This is a genomic window from Paeniglutamicibacter sp. MACA_103, from assembly GCF_045798555.1.
Lineage (GTDB): Bacteria > Actinomycetota > Actinomycetes > Actinomycetales > Micrococcaceae > Paeniglutamicibacter.
On record NZ_JBIXLN010000030.1, the window covers coordinates 17,227 to 35,639 of the forward strand.

The window sequence follows — 18,413 nt, forward strand, 5'->3', positions numbered from 1 at the left end:
GGCGGTGCGGCTGGTGTTCAAGATGGGTGCCTCGCGGGCCCACTGAAATGTGCAATGGCCGCCGCCACCCTCGCTGGGAGATCCTCACAGCTACCCGGCGACATAGACCCCACCGCCCCGGGCTTTCTGACCATCCCCTGGACCCGGTGCCCATCGGCCACGAGACCGCGCGGTCGCCAGGCCATGCCGAGGTCTGACCGAGACCCGGACCCGCTACGTCGGCACCGGCTTGGTCCTGCGCTACGCCTTTCGGGAACGGCTGTGCGCGTCGACACGAATTACTTCGACCCCGCCGTCCAAGTCCAGACCCTGGATCCAATGCCGACGAAGCGTCAAACGCCCGTTTTCAAGGAACTCTGCCGGAGCCTCACCGTGAAACACACCTGGTACCCGGGCATCGACCTGATCCTGCGACACGCCATCAGGGAAGGGTCCTGGGGGAGCCGATTTACATCGATTCAAACCATCGACGCTCAGACCCCTAAATCACTTCACCCCGCAAGGTATCCCCCCTCGACGAGAATCCCCTCCGCAAAAACGAATTGAAAATAGACGCTTACCGCCATCAAAGCCGGCCCAAGAATATACAATCCGATTCTTAACCCTTTACGCATATGATGAGCGTCAGGCTTCTTGCCTGTTCGCCAAAAAATAACAATGAATATCGGGAATACAATCAAAGCAATCGGCATGGGAACTCCGGTTCCACTGCGGTTATACTTTCCATCGTAAGGCATCCTGGTATCCAATGGAACGTTCATGAAAACGAAAATTGCAACTAATATGCATATGACAAACGAAATAATACAAATAATGTCTACAAATTTCGAGGCCTTCCTTCCGAGTAGTAGATCCTGCTCAGTGAACTCAGTATCCGGATCCGGATCCTGCTTACCCGCACCCGCACCCGCACCATCATTTTTTGCTACCACGGCTCTATTCCTGTCCATCTATCAATAAGTTCTCCACCGACGAATTTCGCGCTCTCAACAATAGCGCCCGCGTGGGCCCCACCGTACGCAGCAAAGGAGTGCGTCATCCAACTCGGGTTCGAGCCCAAATTCGGGCCCAAATCTGAAGCGCCCGGGAACCGTGAAAGAAGCAGTCCACCAGCAATGTCGTAACCTTGTTCCATCCCGTCGTAATCTTCCCCCGTAATGGCATGGTCGAGGAACCCGCCGGCCCAGCTTCCCCCTCCGCCCGTAACGTATTGGGCAGCGCGCAGGATTCGACCTGTTGCGCGAGGGAAGAGATACCCGCCTTGGCCAGCGACCGCACCGCCGAGGAACCCGCCCGCAGCGGCTCCCAAACCGCCCCGCGTCGACCAATCCGTGCGAGGGGTGGTGCCGTAGTAAATGCCCGTGTTGACCGCACCTCCGCCGATGCCGTTGGAGACCGCAGACATGCCCATCTGCCGTCCCTGCAACCTCGCGATGTAGCCCCCAGCACTCGAACTGAAACGCGATACCCCCGAAGCCACCGAAGAACCAGCCCGCGAGGCAATCGCCGAGACGGCCGCACCCGCCCGGCTTGCCCCCGAAACCGCTGCAGAGCCGATGCGGCCCGCAGCCGGCAGCAACCGCGAGGTCACCGCGGTTCCGGCACGTCCGACTCCGGAAGCGACAAGGCCACCCACCCGGCCGGCCAAAGGGCCGGCGTACATCCCGACGGCTCCCGTCAGGGCCACCTGCCCCCAATTTACGCCGCCTGTCGTGGCCTTCTGAATGATCGTGTCCGCACCGGCACCGATCAACATCATGCCCGCCGGCCCCCCGACACCGGTCGCCATGAGCGCGCCGCCGGCAATCACCATCACACCCCCGGCGACATACGCCCCGTAGTCATTCAACCAATCCCCCACCGCGGAAACCGCACTGCGGCCGATCGATCCGTCGTAGGCCTTCAGCTCGGCGTCGGTCAGCGGAGTCAGCCCCGTCGGATCCATCGCATTCAGCGGATTATTGCCCGCATAGGCGTACGGGTTGCCGTCCCACCCGGCCCCCAGAACCGGCGCCAAGGGATCGGTCGACAGGAAACCGCGTACGGAAGGGTCATACGCACGAGCCCCCAGCCATTCCAACCCCGCAACCTCCAGCCCGCCACCGCCGGTCAGGCCGATACCCGCCGGCAACACACCTGCAGGCCCCTCGGCACCAGGCGTCGCACCCGAAAGGGAAGGAGCGCCGATGACAGCCCACGGATCGAGCTGATCCGTCGGACGCGCCGCACGCCACCCGTCGCTCGCCCACCGACCACCGAGACCGGTCACGCCACCGGGCAGGGACAGAACCTGCCCGCCGCCGATCCCGGCCAACGTCGGAACCGGGTTCGCCGTATCCCACCAGAGCTCGGCGCCGTCGACGCCTGCCAGCTCACCCAGGGCATCGACCCACAAGTTGTGCCGGGAGACCTCACCACCTTCCGAGGTCCGCAGGACAGTGCCCGCCAGGGAGCCGGTGGAACCCCAGGCATACTCGGTCCACGACCCATCCGGGGCGATCAACCGGCTCCGCCGGCCCAATCCGTCATGCACGTACTCGACCCGAGTCCCGTCGGGATCCGTCACCGCGAGCAACTGCCCCGCAACGTCGTACTCGTACACCCGCACTCCATCCGGCGTGCTCTCGCGCACCAGACGCCCGCCGGAATCGTACTCCCACCCCGAATGCGTGCTGGCGCCGCCACCCCGCGTGGTGTCGGCGGTGACCATCTGCCCGGCGCCGTCATACCCGTACCGCGTCACGTCCCCGGCACGCGTCAGTCCCGTGATCCGGCCCTCGGCATCCCGGCCGATCAGCGTCACATCCGTTGCGCCCGCACCGCTGCGGTCGGACCGGGTGTGCTCGGCCAGGTATCCGTTCCGGTAGACCCATTCCTGCACTAGGTCCCCCACCGTCGCGCACGTGATGCGCCCCGATGCATCGTGGGCGAACACCGCCGGGCCCAGCAGGGAGTTCTCCACGGCAACCACCTGGCCGGCGGCATCACGCGTGTACGCCGTCACCGTCCCCTGGGCGTCGGTGAACCGGACGCGGTTCCCATCCGCGTCGTACTCCCACGACAGGCCCGCACCGCCGCGGGTGCGACCCGTCAGCAGGCCCCGCCGGTCGAACGACAACTCATGCTCGACCGCCAGCCCGTTGGCACCCGAATAGTCGGTGACCACGACCCGGCGGCGGAGCAGGTCACGCTCGAGCGCGGAAACCAGCTCCCCGTCCACCGAGACGGAAACCTCTCGTCCGGCGGCATCGTAGGCCCAGGACGTGGTTTGCCCGTCCGGGTCCGTCCGGGACAGCAGCCGCCCCGCGGGGTCATATGTCGCGGTGCTCACCCGGCCCAGCGGATCGGACACCGACTCCACCTGGTCGGTGTCCGTATAGGTGCGCGTCACCACCCCGCCCACCGGATCGGTGACCCGCACCAAACGCCCGCGAACGTCGTATTCGAAGCGGGTCCGCCCGCCCACGCCGTTGACGGTCTCGGTCAGCTCCCCCGCCACGTTGTACTTGAACCGGCGCGTGCCGTTCCAGGAATCCTGCGAGAACGTCAGCCGCCCGGCCTTGTCGTACGCATACCGGGACACGCCCCGCCCGGGATTGCGGTGCAGCAAAAGACGCCCGCACGGATCGTATTCAAACCTCTCCACCTCACCGGTGGGCAGCGTGCGGGCGGCGACGCGCTGGTCGGCGTCGTAGGCCAACTCGGTGATGGCACCCAACGGGTCGGTGGTCCGCCACGGCCGACCACACGCATCATACTCGTACCGGGTCACGGCGCCCGTCGGGGAGGTGACCGAGGTGATTTTCCCGGCCACGTCGCGGCCCAACACCGTCAGCCCGCCCTCGCCGTCGACGAGCTCGACCGGGTTCCCCGCCGCGTCATAGGAGATAAGCTCCGCTGAGCCGTCCTCGGCCTCCACGCGCAGGGGGCGGCCATACTCGTCAAAGCGAATGGTCGAGGAGGCAAACGCCTCCGACAGCGTCGCCGTGCCGGTCTTGCGGTCGGTGCTGGAATCCGTGCGGACGCCCGTCGGGTCAACGACCGCGGTCAAATTGCCGAGAGAGTCGTATTCCCGCGCCCAGTCATGGCCGGCGGGATCCTTGATGCCGACCAGGCGGGAAAGATCGTCGTGGACAAAGCCCCACCGGGCACCGTCCGGCAACACCGTGCCGGTCACGTTGCCCAGCTCATCGAAGATCCGCTCGACACTGCGGCCCAACGCGTCCACCGTCCGGGCCAGTTCGCCGTTGGCAGCGTATTGAAGCTCGGTCCTCCCGCCATCGGGGGCGACGGACGCGGTGATCCGCCCCGACTGGTCGTGTTCAAAGGCCCAGACGCCGCCGTCCGGGCTCTCGCGCCGCACCAGGGCACCCGAGGCGTCGTAGGTGAAACGGGTCTGCGCGCCGGAGGGGCTGATCGCCGCGACGGGACGGCCCGCGCCGTCGCGAACGATCCGCGCGAGATCGCCGACCGCGTTGCGGGTCGCGACGAGGTCGCCGAACCCGTCGTACTCGAACCCGATCTCGACCCCGACAGGGTCGATGACCCGGGCCAGCAGCCCGTTGCGCCAGTCCAGCTCGGTGCGCCCGCCCAACGCGTCGATCATCGCCGACGGATCGCGGCAGATGTCGTCGGCATATTCGTACGCCACGACGGCGCCGGATGCCGTCACGAGGGTGGTGATCCGGTCCTGTCCGTCCCACCCGTAGGTGAGGTCGGCGCCCTCCGGAGTCACTGTCCGGATCCGCCGGCCTCTCTCGTCGTAGGCGTGGACGGTGACAGACCCGTCGCGCTCGGTGAAGGAGACGAGGTTCCCGTGGGTGTCATACGCCATGGACTGGCGCCGGTCATCGCTGTCCAGGACGCCGACCAAGCGGCCCCTGGCGTCGGCGATCCACGCGTTCGAACGCGACCCGTCCTCGTCGGAGACGGCCGTGACGCGGCCGGGCAGGTACGCGAAGCGTGTGCGGCGCCCGTGTTGGGTCACCTGCAGGGCAACCCTGCCGTGTTCGTCATAGGTGTTCTCGGCCTCGAGGACGCCCGCGGCCGAAACCACGGCGTCGATCAGGCCTTAGTCGTTCCATCGGTACGTACGTGCGCCCCGCTCCGTTGCCACGGATGTCAACCGGCCGGCGGAGTCGTACCCGTACTCGAGGCGCCGCCCGTCCGAGGCCCTGACCACGGCGACAAGTCCGTCGGCATAGTCGACCTCGAGGAATCTGCCCCGCACCTGCGCCAGCCGCGTCATCCTCCCGGTGCCGGCAGCCTCACGCCCATCAGTGGCTCCGAACCCTAGAAGTCGCCGCCCGGATAGACACCCTCAGATAGGGTGAAGCACGGCGAACCGGATGCGATTCGAACCTCTCCCGGACCATCCTTGACGATGATGTAGTTTTCCGAGGTGTCAGGTGAGCGTAGCTGCACGCGATAGTCCCCAACGATATCGGGGCCCGTCTTTAATATTGAAGCGGCTGTCCTGGAAATTGGCTTCAATCGCCTTCACGAGAGGCTCTGGGTCGGTCCCCGCACTCAAAGTGACTGCGGTTGAACCTTTCCAGCGATGTTGGGCTTCACCGCATTCGAACAGGATACCGTTGGCCTTCTGCTCGATCTTGACCACTTTCTCTTCGGGAATCAGCTTGGCGATTTCCAGTTCCATGGCCTGCGATTGGGCCTTGGCCTCCTGCCACGTCAACTCGCTCTCCACTGCTTCCCCCTCTTCCGTTGTCGTCGAGCTGGTCGGGTCCTCAGACGGGTTACCGGGCATGCACCCGCTGAGACTCACCATCAGCACCACCGCAGCGATGGCTACGAATCGTGTCCGGATCACTTCATTACCTCCCTGAGCACGTCTTCGAGAACATTCCAATTGTCTAGGCTGTTGCTCGCGATGGGACTGTGATTGTCCATCGGGCAGCCTTCCGCAATTATTGCGGAAGGCTGGGCGAGCACCCGGAAGTGCGAGCCGCGATCGGCTTAACCGAAGTAGCACGCGGCGACCATCCTGTCGACGCTGCTGCCGATCTTGACTGGTTCGATGTCGACCCGCGCACCGCAGCAACCGAACTGCTCGACACCGTCGCAGCACTCACCGTCGTCCCCGAGGCGCAGAAGGAAAGCATCCAGGTCCTTAACGACCAGCCAACAGAACGCCTCCGAGTAACGCCACTGCACACGCCCCTCAATCGCGGCGAAGCCTAGAAATCGCCGCCCGGATAGATACCCTCAGATAGGGTGAAGCACGGCGAACCGGATGCGATTCGAACCTCTCCCGGACCATCCTTGACGATGATGTAATTTTCTGAAGTGTCCGGTGAACGTAGCTGTATCCGATAATTTCCAGTGACGCTGGTACTCGTCTTTATGTTGAATCGACTGTCCTGGTAGTGCGCTTCGATCTCTTTCACGAGTGGCTCTGGTTCAGTGCCCTCTGTCAATGTAACGGTGGTTGAACCTTTCCATAGATGTTGGGCCTCACCGCATTCGAATAGGATACCGGTGGCCTTCTGCTCGATCTTGACCATTTTGTCTTCGGGAATCAGATTGGCGATTTCCTGTTCCATGGCCTGCGATTGGGCCTTGGCCTTCTGCCATGTCAACTCGCTCTCCACAGCGCCTCCTTTCTTCGTTGTCGTCACGCTGGTCGGGTCTCCAGAATGATTATTTGGCATGCACCCACTGAGACCTACCATCAGCACCATCGCGGCGATGGCAGTGATTCTCACTCGATTCATTTCTCCACCAATTCCTTCACGTCTTCGAGTACTTCTTGGTTATCCTGATTCGTGGTCGCGATAAGATTGTGACTGTCTGTCGAACCGCCTTCGCCTTCAGACCTAGCGTAGTAATGATTCACGAAACCTTCTTGGGTGCTCGGTACCTTGCCGTCCCACACCAACCCTGTCCCCTGGGCCTTGAGTAGGGTGTCGTCCTCGTACACGAAATTCGAGTAGAGTGTCTCCGCATCGAGGACCCACTTGTCGTGCATCCCTGCCCCGGAGAGGGATACTGACTTCTCGTACTCGGCTCCAAAGATTTCGGAGCTCGTGAGGTTCTGGTACCCCCAGCTATGCCCGATCCCGACCTGCTCGGCGCCACGCAGGAGCGGATCGGATTGCATGCCCTTTTGGAAGCGTGCCGACTGTTCTCCGGATTCCAAGCCACGTTTTGGATCGTTCGCCTGGGCGAGGCCGAGAGCGCCTCGGCCGCCAGTACGCGTGTCTTCCCCCGGGAAGATCCCGTCCTTATATACAAAAGCCACCGTACCCGGGACTTCTCCCACCAGGTATCTGGAGAATCCTTGGGTTCCACCGTCGTAAAAACTCTTCAGGCTCGTATTCGTGCCCGGCACATAGGTGACCACCCTGCGCGTGTCCTGTCCCGGGGTGCCGATCATCTCTACGATCCGCGACTCGCCACGGTCATACAAGTACAGCTGCACGTCCCCGGACTGGACCGCCTTCAGGTACGCGATCTCCGAGGCGAGGAACGCCTCCCGTTTCTTGTCAATGACCGAGTTGCGGGCCGAGAACGTCCGTACTTCAACGAGGTCCTTTTCAGCCGCTTCAAGATCCGAGACCACCCCCAGCTGGTTCGCATACACCCGAGCCAAAGCGGGAACCCCATCCAAGGACCCGAACATCTTCGGTGCCGCCCCCAGCAACACCCGCTGCTGGACCGAGTACGCCTTCGCCGGGTGAAGCCCCTCCCCCGCGCCGGGACCGGCCGCATTCCCGCCGAGTCCGGCCCACCACCCAGAGACGAGTTCCGGAGGCATCCCTTCCAACGCCTGACCCCAGTCCTTCGTTGTTGTCCGTGCCTGCAACTGCCGTGGAGTGGCGGTGGAGAGGAACTTCAACAAGTTGATCCCGGACTCGTGTTCAAGGGCGACCGCCAGAGTCGTCGTAGACAACGACACCGTCCCCGCTAGTCCCGATCCGTGCCCAGCAACACGGAACGCGTCAGCTATTTGCCTCAGCTTCTCGGCATCTTCACGGTCATCCATACTAGAGCGAGCAGCCGCCACAGCGAACGTGCCAAAATGGCTCAAAACCCACGAGCACGAACCCTGGAACCGGCCCAGGGCCCCCACAACCTCTTGGTACACCCGACTCGCGGCAGCACCCTGACGAGCGAACAGTGCCGCCGCCCGCTCCAACGCGGCAGGCACAGCAGAACTTGTCCCCGCGCCCCCGTCTGTCGTCCACTCGTGAGGCTCAAAGCGTATCGATGCAATAGCAACCTCGGGGCGGCGCACCTGAGACTCGGCGAACCACTCAGGCACACCAAGCCCCAGAATCCGGGCCCAAAAAGTTTCCACACCGGGAACCAAGGCCTCGCCCTGGGAGAGAAACCATCGGGCCTTCTCCTGCTCGGCCTCCAATTCCCGGCGCGCTTCCTCGGCCCGGGCCTTCGCGAAACGAACCTGGCTCTTCACATCCGCAAGAGCCGAGACCAGGCTTTTTCGCGCCGCCGACTGCGCAGCGGAATTCCGCCGAAACGACTCGGCGAAAGGCCCCCGAAACTCCGCCAACGCCTCAGCCGTCACCGACGCCCGCGGCCCACGCTGCTCATCCAACACGGCTACCGCCTCATCGCATGCGGCGATCAGCCGATCAGCTGCACCCTCGTCAAAGTCCACGCAAACCCCCGTAATCCAACAACAAACCGGTCCTAGAACACCTACTGCGCGGCTACGCCCCGCCGCCTGCGGAGAAGATGTCCTGACTGATCTTCTGCAACTGCACGCGCAGTTGCTCAAGCTCCTGCTTCGCCTTGTCAAGCGCAGCCTTGGTCTCCGGCCACGTCGACCCGCGGAACTGCGCCGCCAACGGACCGTCCCAAACGTTCGGATCCGACAGAACCCTGCCCTGACCGTCCAACGCCGAGATCTGATCCGTCAGACCCCCGGTGACGATGCCCTGCACCTGCGCAATCGCACTCTTCGCCTGCTCGGTCGACAACACCCGTGACATGCCAAACTCCTTCAGATACCCAGCAACAATTAACCCCACTGTATTGACTAAATTCGGAAACTCCAAACTATGTATAAACGCCCGCATGTCGACGTCTCGGCATTGGTGACTCGACGGCAGCAACTCGTCTTAGCTTCCGCACGCGACCGCGCGCCCTTGGCTACCCGGGTCGTCATGGTTGGCGCGGACAGCAGTACTCAACTTTGGAAGGAAGCGGCTGACATGGCCGATACTGTCCGGAGACCTCGTCGCCGTCGAAGTTTCTAGCATCTTCGCGACCCGGATGATGCCGAGGCACCCATCGTTACCGTGTCGCGTAAAGGGCGACCGCCGTCGAGAAGGCGACGTTCAGCGAGTCGACGCCACCAATCATCGGTCTTCCTGACTCTGAGATTGACTGCCGTTGAGGTCCCAGTCAACAGCTCGTTTCCCTCTCGACTGGGGGTGACAACGTGCTCAAGGTTCGCATGGGCATGGCTAGGCTCTCCCAAACTCAGCACCAGAAGCGGCGATGCGATGGCGGAAGCCAGACTGGACCTCGCCGCGGCGATCACGACCCAAAAAGTGGCGCGGGCACCTACAAATGCCTAGTCCCCTCCGTCGGGCGGACAGAGTCATCCCCAGGTGCGACGGACGGGCAGCTTGGGTGACGCGTGCTGGGCCGCCTAAGGCGCGCCGCCGCTCAGGCAGCCTCGGAGTATGGAACAGCTGCGCCGGACCATGCATCGACGGCGCTCCGTTCCGTGGAGGTGCGGTATTCGAGGGATTGGCAAAGAGAACGGCACCGGGGCGCGATGGAAAAGTCCAACGGGCCCCGGTGCCGTTCTCCGGGATGAATCGCCCGCCCGCCGCGGGGGCGAAGGGCACGGATCACCGCTTGCGCTCCAACCTGAGGAAGAAGCGGGCGACCGTCCGGTCTTTACCAGCCGCGCTCGGCCAGGCGGTGCGGCGCCGGGATGTCGGAGACGTTGATGCCGACCATGGCCTCGCCCAGGCCGCGCGAGATCTTCGCCAGCTCGTCCGGGTCGTTGTAGAAGGTGGTGGCCTTGACCACGGCGGCGGCACGCTGTGCCGGGTTGCCTGACTTGAAGATGCCCGAGCCCACGAAGACACCGTCGGCGCCCAGCTGCATCATCATGGCTGCGTCGGCCGGGGTGGCGATGCCGCCGGCGGTGAAGAGCACGACCGGCAGCTTGCCGGTGGCCGCGATCTCCTTGACCAGTTCGTACGGGGCCTGCAGTTCCTTCGCGGCCACGTACAGCTCGTCCTTCGGAAGGGCAGCGAGCTTGGCGATCTCGGCGCGGATCTTGCGCATGTGCCCGGTGGCGTTGGAGACGTCGCCGGTGCCGGCCTCGCCCTTGGAGCGGATCATGGCAGCACCCTCGTTGATGCGGCGCAGTGCCTCACCGAGGTTGGTGGCGCCGCAGACGAAGGGGACCTTGAACGGCCACTTGTCGATGTGGTGCTCGTAGTCGGCCGGGGACAGGACCTCGGACTCGTCGATGTAGTCGACACCCAGGGACTGAAGGATCTGCGCCTCGACGAAGTGGCCGATGCGGGCCTTGGCCATGACCGGGATCGACACGGCATCGATGATGCTGTCGATCATGTCCGGGTCGCTCATGCGCGAGACGCCGCCCTGGGCGCGAATGTCGGCCGGGACGCGCTCGAGCGCCATGACGGCGACGGCGCCTGCGTCTTCGGCGATGCGGGCCTGTTCGGCGGTGACAACATCCATGATGACGCCGCCCTTGAGCATTTCCGCCATGCCGCGCTTGACGCGGTCGCTACCTACGGTAGTTGCGGGGGTCGAGACGCCTTCGTTTTCAGACACCTTGGTTTCCTTTCAATAAGGTGAGCAGTATGCGAATCATCGTAGGACGAGGACGTAACAAAGACCTCGGGCATGTCGTCACAATTCAAAACCGGTAGACAAGTCTCCTGGATTTTGGATGCTGCCCACCTTCAAGCAAAGCACCAAATACCGCTGGATCATAGGGTTTTGACGGCGGCCCACAGGAAACCCGCCGAGCGCAAGACCAAGTCCACTTCGGGACACTCGGCCCCGAAGTGCCGTGGGGCGTTCCCCGGAGGATTTCGGGACAAGTTTCCCCCGGCACCCGTGAATAGCTCGGTCCGGGCAGAGCGGCATTTTCCGCCGCGGGACTTAAATGAATGGACCGCCGTGCACACGCACGGCGGTCCATTCATGGATTTCCATTTACCCCTAGTCGACTTCCAGCCAACCGGCGGCCAGGTCTTCACGAATATCGCTCAAGGTGGCGGGGATCGCCTTGGTCTGGGCGATGATCGGGAAGAAGTTCCCGTCCCCCGCCCAGCGCGGCACGACATGCTGGTGCAGGTGCGCGGCGATGCCCGCTCCCCCGGTGACTCCCTGGTTCATGCCCAGGTTGAATCCGGTCGGACGGGAGACGTGGCGCAGCACCCGCATGGACTTCTGCGCCAGGGCCGCCATCTCCGCCGTTTCCTCCTCGGTGATGTCCGTGTAGTCCGGAACGTGCCGGTACGGGCAGATAAGCAGGTGCCCCGGGTTGTACGGGAAGAGGTTCAGGATCACATACGCGGTCTTGCCGCGGTGCAGGATCAGCGCATCCTCGTCACTGCGGGTCGGCCCGACACAGAACGGGCAGCTTTCCTCGCCCTTGTCCTGGTTCTGGCCGGCCTTGATGTAGGCCATGCGGTAGGGAGTCCACAGGCGCTGGAAGGAATCGGGCACCCCGGCGATCTCGAAATCGTCGGTGATGGCCGCGTCCTGTTCATCCTGCGAAATACTCTGCGGTGCTTCGATGGCGTGTTCGCGCGTGGACTCCCCCATGGACTCTAGGCTTCCCGGTTCTTCACCGCGGCGACAATGCGTGCCACCGCTTCGTCCACCGGCACACCGTTGTCGGTGCTGCCGTCGCGGAAGCGGAAGGACACGGCACCTGCCTCGGCATCCTCGCCGCCGGCGATGAGCACGAACGGGATCTTGTCCTTGGATGCGGTGCGGATCTTCTTCGGGAAACGGTCGCTGGAGATGTCGGCCTCGGCGCGGATGCCCGCGGCCTTGAGCTTGTCGATGACATCGAACATGTACTCGTTGAAGGCCTCGGCCACGGGGATGCCCACGACCTGCACCGGGGAGAGCCAAGCCGGGAAGGCGCCGGCATAGTGCTCGGTGAGCACGCCCATGAAGCGCTCCACGGAGCCGAAGAGGGCGCGGTGGATCATCACCGGGCGCTGGCGGGTGCCGTCGGCAGCCTGGTACTCGAGCTCGAAGCGCTCGGGCAGGTTGAAGTCCAGCTGGATGGTGGACATCTGCCAGGTGCGGCCCAGCGCGTCCTTGGCCTGGACGGAGATCTTCGGTCCGTAGAACGCAGCTCCCCCGGGATCCGGGACCAGCTGAAGGCCCGAGGCCTCGGCGACCTCGGCCAGGGTGCGGGTGGCCTCCTCCCAGATGGCGTCGTCGCCGACGAACTTTTCCGGGTTCTTGGTGGAGAGCTCCAGGTAGAAGTCGTCCAGCCCGTAGTCCTTGAGCAGCCCCAGCACGAAGTTCAGCGTCTCGGTGAGCTCGCCCTTCATCTGCTCCTTGGTGCAGTAGATGTGGGCGTCGTCCTGTGTCATGCCGCGCACGCGGGTCAGGCCGTGGACCACGCCGGACTTCTCGTAGCGGTAGACCGAGCCGAACTCGAACAGGCGCAGCGGCAGTTCGCGGTAGGAGCGTCCGCGGGAGCGGAAGATCAGGTTGTGCATGGGGCAGTTCATCGGCTTGAGGTAGTAGTCCTGGCCGGGCTTGCGCACCGTGCCGTCCTCGTTGAGCTCGGCGTCCACATGCATCGGGGGGAACATGCCGTCGCGGTACCAGTCCAGGTGCCCGGAGACCTCGTAGAGGTGGCCCTTGGTGATGTGCGGGGTGTAGACGAACTCGTAGCCGGCCTCGACGTGGCGGGCGCGCGAGTAGTCTTCCATCTCCTTGCGGATGATGCCGCCGCGCGGGTGGAACACCGGCAGGCCGGAGCCCAGCTCGTCCGGGAAGGAGAAGAGGTCAAGCTCGACGCCGAGCTTGCGGTGGTCTCGGCGTTCGGCCTCGGCGATGCGCTCCTGGTAGGCCTTCAGGGCATCCTTGGTCGGCCAGGCCGTGCCGTAGATGCGCTGCAGCTGCTGGTTGTCCTGGTTGCCCAGCCAGTAGGCGGCCGACGTGCGGGTCAGCGCGAAGGCGTTGGAGATCAGCTTGGTGTTGGGCAGGTGCGGGCCGCGGCACAAATCGCACCACACGGTGTCGCCGGACTTGCGGTCGACGTTGTCGTAGATGGTGATTTCGCCGGCGCCGACCTCGACGTTGACGCCCTCGCCGGCCGAATCGGCCTCGTTGGCCTTGTTCAGCAGCTCGAGCTTGTACGGCTCGTTGGCCATGGCCTTGCGGGCTTCGTCCTCGGTGACGACGCGGCGGGCGAACTTCTGGTTCTGGTTGACGATCTTGAGCATCATCTTCTCGAGGGTCTTCAAATCCTCGGGAGTGAACGGCTCGGCGACGTCGAAGTCGAAGTAGAAGCCGTCGGTGATGTACGGGCCGATGCCCAGCTTGGCGTCCGGGCGCAGCTGCTGCACGGCCTGGGCCATGACGTGTGCGGTGGAGTGGCGCAGGACCTCGAGCCCGGCGGGCGAATCGATGGTCACGCGCTCGACGGCGGTTCCGGCCTCCAGCGGGCGGGCCAAATCGCGCAGCACGCCATCGACATGCATGACAACGACCTCGCGGTCGTCAAAGTACAGCTCGGCCCCGGTAGTGCCGGCATTCACCTCGCGTTGTTCCCCATCGACGGTCAGTGTGATTTGCTCAAGCACTACGGCTCCTCGTTTCGTGGTTCGGCTTCATGGCTTGTGGCGTACGGTGGCCACAGCCAGCCACCACCCAGCTTAACCGACTCCCGCGCGTGCCAACCAATCGAAAACCGTGCATGTCATCGTGTCAGGGCAGGGAAGTGCGCGACGCGGGGCCGCTCCCCATGCACGGCGGGGCAAGGTTGGGGAGCCAACCTTGGTCAAAACAACCGCGGTCCAAGGTTAGGTGCCCACCGTTGGATAACGGATTCACTATCCAAGGCTAAGGTCCTGACCTTGGATAGAAATGGAGACAGCCAAGGTTGGGGCCTCAACCTTGGCCAACCCTCGGTCGCGGTTCAAACGACTGCGCGGCGCCTGAATCCCAGCGAAACCGCCGCCAACTCGGGGATCCAGAAGCTCGCGAATGCGGGAGTGCTCAAATTCGTGGGGCGCGGGAAACGCGGTCAAGCGTCGAGCGCATCGGCAAACATCGCGAGGACCTGTTGACGCCGAATGTACTTGCCCATCTGTCCAAACGCGGGCTGCCGGGTTCCTGAGACCTGCGTTCAACCCCCTACTACTTGTGGGCAAGCCGGGCTAGCATCTAGTCATGGAACCCAGGGTTAATCTCAGCAAGTCCGATCCTGCTGCGTATGCGGCGCTGCTTGCCATGAACAAGGCCGCCAGCGATTCCGCCGATGCCGCGGGAATCGATCCCAAGCTTCGCGAGCTGCTCAAGGTGCGGGCCTCGCAAATCAATGGCTGCACCTATTGCCTGCGCATGCACACCCGCGACGCCCTGAAACTGGGCGAGAGCACCGACCGCCTGGCCTTGGTCTCCGCATGGGCCGACTCCGAATACTTCACGGCGGTGGAACGCGCGGCCTTGGCCTTGTGCGAGTCCATCACGATGGTCTCGGTGGACCACGTCCCGCACGGGGTGTACACCATGGCCCGGGCGGTGCTTTCCGACGAACAGATCTCCGCGGTCTCCTGGCTGAGCGCGGCGATCAACATGTTCAACCGGGTCGCGATCACTTCCCGCTACCCGGTCAAGCCCTGATTGCGTCCCTGCGCCTGCAGGTAGGTGATGACAGCCAGGACCCTGCGGTGGTCCTGCGCGGCCACAGGCAGCTCGAGCTTGGCCGGGATGTTGCCCACATGTGTTTCCACGGGGTGCCGGTCACGGGTGTCGGGCAATGCCCGGGTCGGTGAGACCATGCGCACCGGGCGCGAGGCGTCACGCAATCCGCCGTGACAGAGCAGTCAGCAAGGCGCCGACGACGGGTCAACCCACGAGGGCGCCGGTGCGTTCCTACCCCTGCATCTCGTGTCGGCGGAAGCGCAGTTCCCGCTCCGCCCCGCGCAACGGGGAACCCTCGAATGGCAGCGCGGCCAGGTCCACCGAGGCCGCGGCCTTGAGCGCAAGCCGGTTTGCCGAAGCCGCGGCCCTGGCCGGCAATCCGAGGGCGTCGGCAAATTCCGCCCAATGCCGGGCCTTGAGGTTCTTGAGTTTTCCGGCGATCGGCAGCGCCATGGTCTCATCCCCGTAGAGCAGCGTGCAGGGCAGGTCATACATGGGCGAAATCTCGAATCCGCCGCCCTCCCTGCCCAGCACGGAGAGGTTCTTGGCATGCAGGTCGCCGTTGCCGGTCAGCCACGCGAAGGCAAATTGCAGGTACAGGTTTCGGCTGGCCACCACCGGCGCAACGCACAAACCGGCCAGGGCAATTGCAACGTCCTCGGCAGCCACGCCGTACTTTGCGGCCGGAGGCAGGCCCATGACCTGCGTTCCGTCCTCGAGGGCAGCCCGATTCCAGTGGCCGTTGGCTCCCTCCCTGCGGTCGAACCGCTCGACCAGCAGGCCGGCCAGGCCATGCTTGTCATGGATGATCCGGTTGCCCACCACCGGGAGGTTCAGGTTTCTTGCCGCGGCCAGGTGCGCGGCCTCATTGGCCACCAGATGGGGGTTCTCGGCGGGATCCAGCTTGAGCAGATAGCGTTGGCCTCGCGTCGCCAACGGCGTGGTGAGCATCGAGGCGCTGGCCTTGTCCTGCACCCCGGGAAGTGCGTGCAGGTCCACCGAGTTCGCCAGGACCGCGAAGTCCAGGTCCTCCGGTGTCGAGGTGTCCGCCAGCACCTCGGGCTCGGCGGGAACATCTCCCTGGGGGACGACCTGCACGTCGCCCGGGACATCGGCCCCCACGGCCAGCAGCAAGGTCAGTTCGTCGTCGAAGCTGGTCTTGGTCGCGTTCTTCAACACCGTCAGGCGGTGTCCCTCGGGAAGCAGCCCCGCAAAGAACGCGGGAAGGGCACCGTTGGGCGTCTCGACCGCGGCGTTTTCCAGCGGCAGGGAAAAGGCCACCGGCGCGTGGCCACCGGAAAGATAGCCCTCCAGATAGCCGAAGCGGATGCCCCCGGTAGCCGTCCTGGACAGCTCCCCCGCGTGGACGCCGTTCTTGTATACGTCGGCACGCTCGATGAACTTGAGCCGCTGGAGATCCGCGGTCATCGCCCGACGCCAAGCTTGAGCCCCAGGACATTGAGCACTGACACCACGGCGCGCAGCGACGGGTTGCCAGTGGCTGTTTCCAGGGCACGGACGGTTCTTTCGGAGACCTCGGCTAGGTCGGCCAGTTCTCCTTGGGTCAACCCGGCATCCTTGCGGGCCCGGCGAATGCCCAACGCCAGTGCCGATACGGTATCCATGCCACTCCTTGCACCGGCAAGATGCTGCCGTTCTTGATGCTTTCCCTTCCCATGATCCATGAAGAACCCGTTTTCGGCAAGATCTTGCCGAAAACGGGTTCCTGGAGGGTCCGGACCCGCAACTAGGCGCCCAACCGGCAATTTACTGCCGGTCGGGTGGCTATCCGTTCGGCCGCTGCGGCAGGTATTGCACCGCCCACTTGTTCCCGTCCGGATCGGCAAAGTGAACGAAATGCCCCCACGGCTGGATGTCGATGTCGCTGACGTCCACGCCGTTGGCCTTGAGCTGGTCGTGGGCGACCTGGATGTCGCTGACAACCATCTGCAGGCTGGGTGCGGTCCCGGGTGCCGCATCGCTCAGCCCCTCGCCAATGGTGATCGAGCAGGCCGACCCCGGCGGGGTCAGCTGGACGAAGCGGATCGATTCGGTGGGGCGTTCGTCGTAGTCGGCGTTGAATCCGACCTTGTTCACGTAAAAATCCTTGGCGCGGTCCACATCGGACACGGGGACAAACACAAGCTCCAGTTTCCAATCCATGCTGCACACGCTAACGCGGCCACGAAACCCGTGTAAAGGGTTGTGGGACCCGTCGAACCCGTGCGCGGCGAAGCACTAGATGGCGGCGTCGCGCAACCGGGCCCGTCCGGTCAGATCCTCTCGGGCTGTATCCATGAATAGGAGGCTACCCGCGTGTATGGCAAGGCACGGCTAGCTGCGTTGTGAATAGATGTGTAAAGTGTGAATAAATAGAATTCACAGCATTTCACCGGTAGGAGATTCGATGCCAGGATTGCAAAACCCGTTCCGGCCGACCTTCGGCAGGACTCCCCCGGAGCTGATTGACCGCAACGACACCTTGGAAGAGTTCGAATACGGCCTGCGCATCCGATCCGGCGTCCTGGGTCTGCTGAGCATCATCACCGGGGCCCGCGGCGTGGGGAAGACCGTCATGCTCAACGAGGCGCAGGGGCTGGCGCAGGAGCAGGGCTGGGCCGTCATCTCCGAGACTTCCACCGCAGGCTTCCTGGCAAGGATCGCAGACTCCGCACTCCTCATCGATGAGGAACTGGGTGACGGCCCACCACCCAGGAAGATTCTTGCGTTCTCGGCCGCAGGCTTCGGGGTCACCACGCAGCTTCCCCGGGAGCGCCAGGTCGAGTTCCGCAATCTCGGGGCGAAGCTCTTGCATCGCCTGGACGAAAATGGCACCGGGCTGTTGATCACGCTGGATGAAATCCAGGACGCCGACCGCAGTGAATTGCTGCAGCTGGCCGCCGTCATCCAACACTGGGTGCGGGACGGGCTGCCCATCAGCTTCGTTTGCGCCGGCCTGCCGGCGGCGATCTCCGACATCCTCAACGAAGGCGTGGCGACCTTCCTTCGCAGGGCCGACAAGATCGACCTACACTCCGTCGAGGTTCGGGATGTCAGGGATTCCTACGCGCGGCAATTCTCGGCGGCCGGGATCCGGTTTCCCGACGGGTTCCTGGAAGAGGCGGCCGAGGCGACCTTCGGCTACCCGTTCCTCATCCAGTTGGTCGGCTACTTCCTGTGGAAGGAAGCCGAACGGGGTGAGGGCGTGGTTGATCGGGAATCAGCGGACAAGGCGGTTGCCGCGGCACTGAAGCGAAACATCCGCATGGTTGTCGGCCCGGCCATCTCCAAGGCCTCCGACCGGGACATGGACTACCTCCGGGCGATGTCCCGCGACAACGGCCCGTCCAGCACCGCCGCGGTGGCCCAGCGCATGAAGGCCTCGCTGCAATTGGCCGCCAACTACCGCGCCCGCCTCATTGAGGCCGGGCTGATTGAACCGGCCGGACGCGGCGAAGTCAGGTACTCGATCCCTGGCTTGCGCGAACACCTGCGCAACGGGGAACGCCTCGGCTAGCCAATGACCCCGC

The 18,413-nt window shown here is 64.1% G+C and carries 16 protein-coding genes; 3 read left to right on the forward strand and 13 right to left on the reverse strand.

Annotated features, from left to right (window positions below; genetic code table 11):
• Positions 1 to 491: 491 nt before the first annotated feature.
• The 3 genes from ACIPVK_RS14465 to ACIPVK_RS14475 form a co-directional block, all read right to left on the reverse strand.
• A complete protein-coding gene (locus ACIPVK_RS14465) occupies positions 492 to 932 on the reverse strand; it encodes a hypothetical protein (protein ID WP_407612681.1) in 441 nt (146 codons plus the stop codon).
• Entirely contained in the window at positions 926 to 5,056 is a 4,131-nt protein-coding gene (locus ACIPVK_RS14470) for an RHS repeat-associated core domain-containing protein (RefSeq protein WP_407612682.1), read from the reverse strand. The genes ACIPVK_RS14465 and ACIPVK_RS14470 overlap by 7 nt, the downstream gene beginning before the upstream one ends.
• A 348-nt stretch (positions 5,057 to 5,404) precedes the next feature.
• Positions 5,405 to 5,830 carry a hypothetical protein gene (locus ACIPVK_RS14475; protein WP_407612683.1) on the reverse strand — a complete coding sequence of 142 codons (426 nt, stop codon included), beginning with the start codon at positions 5,828 to 5,830 and terminating at the stop codon, positions 5,405 to 5,407.
• A 68-nt stretch (positions 5,831 to 5,898) separates the two neighbouring features.
• Here ACIPVK_RS14475 and ACIPVK_RS14480 point away from each other — a divergent pair, with 68 nt between their 5' ends.
• Positions 5,899 to 6,201, forward strand: coding sequence for a hypothetical protein (locus ACIPVK_RS14480; RefSeq protein ID WP_407612684.1), 303 nt, complete (start codon positions 5,899 to 5,901; stop codon positions 6,199 to 6,201).
• Here the strand turns inward: ACIPVK_RS14480 and ACIPVK_RS14485 are convergent.
• From ACIPVK_RS14485 to thrS, 6 genes are all read right to left on the reverse strand, one after another.
• Positions 6,198 to 6,725: a hypothetical protein gene (locus tag ACIPVK_RS14485; protein WP_407612685.1), complete on the reverse strand. Its 528-nt coding sequence runs from the start codon at positions 6,723 to 6,725 to the stop codon at positions 6,198 to 6,200. The two genes, ACIPVK_RS14480 and ACIPVK_RS14485, sit on opposite strands and share 4 nt — an antisense overlap.
• Positions 6,726 to 6,730: 5 nt before the next feature.
• Positions 6,731 to 8,641 carry a hypothetical protein gene (locus ACIPVK_RS14490; protein ID WP_407612686.1) on the reverse strand — a complete coding sequence of 637 codons (1,911 nt, stop codon included), beginning with the start codon at positions 8,639 to 8,641 and terminating at the stop codon, positions 6,731 to 6,733.
• A gap of 52 nt (positions 8,642 to 8,693) precedes the next feature.
• A complete protein-coding gene (locus ACIPVK_RS14495) occupies positions 8,694 to 8,975 on the reverse strand; it encodes a pyrophosphorylase (RefSeq protein WP_407612687.1) in 282 nt (93 codons plus the stop codon).
• Between the two features lie 919 nt (positions 8,976 to 9,894).
• Complete coding sequence (gene pdxS / locus ACIPVK_RS14500) at positions 9,895 to 10,809, reverse strand: pyridoxal 5'-phosphate synthase lyase subunit PdxS (RefSeq protein WP_264268996.1); 915 nt, start codon at positions 10,807 to 10,809, stop codon at positions 9,895 to 9,897.
• Between the two features lie 393 nt (positions 10,810 to 11,202).
• Positions 11,203 to 11,811: an HIT family protein gene (locus ACIPVK_RS14505; RefSeq protein ID WP_407612688.1), complete on the reverse strand. Its 609-nt coding sequence runs from the start codon at positions 11,809 to 11,811 to the stop codon at positions 11,203 to 11,205.
• A gap of 5 nt (positions 11,812 to 11,816) precedes the next feature.
• Positions 11,817 to 13,820, reverse strand: a complete 2,004-nt coding sequence (thrS, locus tag ACIPVK_RS14510) for a threonine--tRNA ligase (protein WP_407612689.1) — start codon at positions 13,818 to 13,820, stop codon at positions 11,817 to 11,819.
• Positions 13,821 to 14,409: 589 nt separating this feature from the next.
• On the opposite strand from thrS, the gene ACIPVK_RS14515 reads away from it, so the two are divergent.
• Complete coding sequence (locus ACIPVK_RS14515; protein ID WP_407612690.1) at positions 14,410 to 14,862, forward strand: carboxymuconolactone decarboxylase family protein; 453 nt, start codon at positions 14,410 to 14,412, stop codon at positions 14,860 to 14,862.
• Here ACIPVK_RS14515 and ACIPVK_RS14520 read toward each other — a convergent pair.
• The 4 genes from ACIPVK_RS14520 to ACIPVK_RS14535 all read right to left on the reverse strand — a co-directional run bounded on the left by ACIPVK_RS14520 (position 14,844) and on the right by ACIPVK_RS14535 (position 17,046).
• A complete protein-coding gene (locus ACIPVK_RS14520; RefSeq protein ID WP_407612691.1) occupies positions 14,844 to 15,047 on the reverse strand; it encodes a hypothetical protein in 204 nt (67 codons plus the stop codon). The two genes, ACIPVK_RS14515 and ACIPVK_RS14520, sit on opposite strands and share 19 nt — an antisense overlap.
• Positions 15,048 to 15,114: 67 nt before the next feature.
• Entirely contained in the window at positions 15,115 to 16,311 is a 1,197-nt protein-coding gene (locus tag ACIPVK_RS14525) for a type II toxin-antitoxin system HipA family toxin (protein ID WP_407612692.1), read from the reverse strand.
• Positions 16,308 to 16,508 (reverse strand): helix-turn-helix transcriptional regulator, encoded by a 201-nt coding sequence (locus ACIPVK_RS14530; RefSeq protein WP_407612693.1) that lies wholly within the window; start codon positions 16,506 to 16,508, stop codon positions 16,308 to 16,310. The genes ACIPVK_RS14525 and ACIPVK_RS14530 overlap by 4 nt, the downstream gene beginning before the upstream one ends.
• Before the next feature lie 160 nt (positions 16,509 to 16,668).
• Positions 16,669 to 17,046 (reverse strand): glyoxalase superfamily protein, encoded by a 378-nt coding sequence (locus ACIPVK_RS14535; protein ID WP_302266166.1) that lies wholly within the window; start codon positions 17,044 to 17,046, stop codon positions 16,669 to 16,671.
• Positions 17,047 to 17,290: 244 nt separating this feature from the next.
• Here ACIPVK_RS14535 and ACIPVK_RS14540 point away from each other — a divergent pair, with 244 nt between their 5' ends.
• Positions 17,291 to 18,400 (forward strand): ATP-binding protein, encoded by a 1,110-nt coding sequence (locus ACIPVK_RS14540; protein WP_407612694.1) that lies wholly within the window; start codon positions 17,291 to 17,293, stop codon positions 18,398 to 18,400.
• Positions 18,401 to 18,413 lie beyond the last annotated feature (13 nt).

What these genes read in the sequence shown, in the direction of transcription:
- ACIPVK_RS14495 (WP_407612687.1), bottom strand. Translation starts at nt 8,975, where the DNA reads ATGTCACGGGTGTTGTCGACCGAGCAGGCGAAGAGTGCGATTGCGCAG.
- ACIPVK_RS14505 (WP_407612688.1), bottom strand. Translation starts at nt 11,811, where the DNA reads ATGGGGGAGTCCACGCGCGAACACGCCATCGAAGCACCGCAGAGTATT.
- ACIPVK_RS14515 (WP_407612690.1), top strand. Translation starts at nt 14,410, where the DNA reads ATGGAACCCAGGGTTAATCTCAGCAAGTCCGATCCTGCTGCGTATGCG.
- ACIPVK_RS14525 (WP_407612692.1), bottom strand. Translation starts at nt 16,311, where the DNA reads ATGACCGCGGATCTCCAGCGGCTCAAGTTCATCGAGCGTGCCGACGTA.
- ACIPVK_RS14530 (WP_407612693.1), bottom strand. Translation starts at nt 16,508, where the DNA reads ATGGATACCGTATCGGCACTGGCGTTGGGCATTCGCCGGGCCCGCAAG.
- ACIPVK_RS14535 (WP_302266166.1), bottom strand. Translation starts at nt 17,046, where the DNA reads ATGGATTGGAAACTGGAGCTTGTGTTTGTCCCCGTGTCCGATGTGGAC.
- ACIPVK_RS14540 (WP_407612694.1), top strand. Translation starts at nt 17,291, where the DNA reads ATGCCAGGATTGCAAAACCCGTTCCGGCCGACCTTCGGCAGGACTCCC.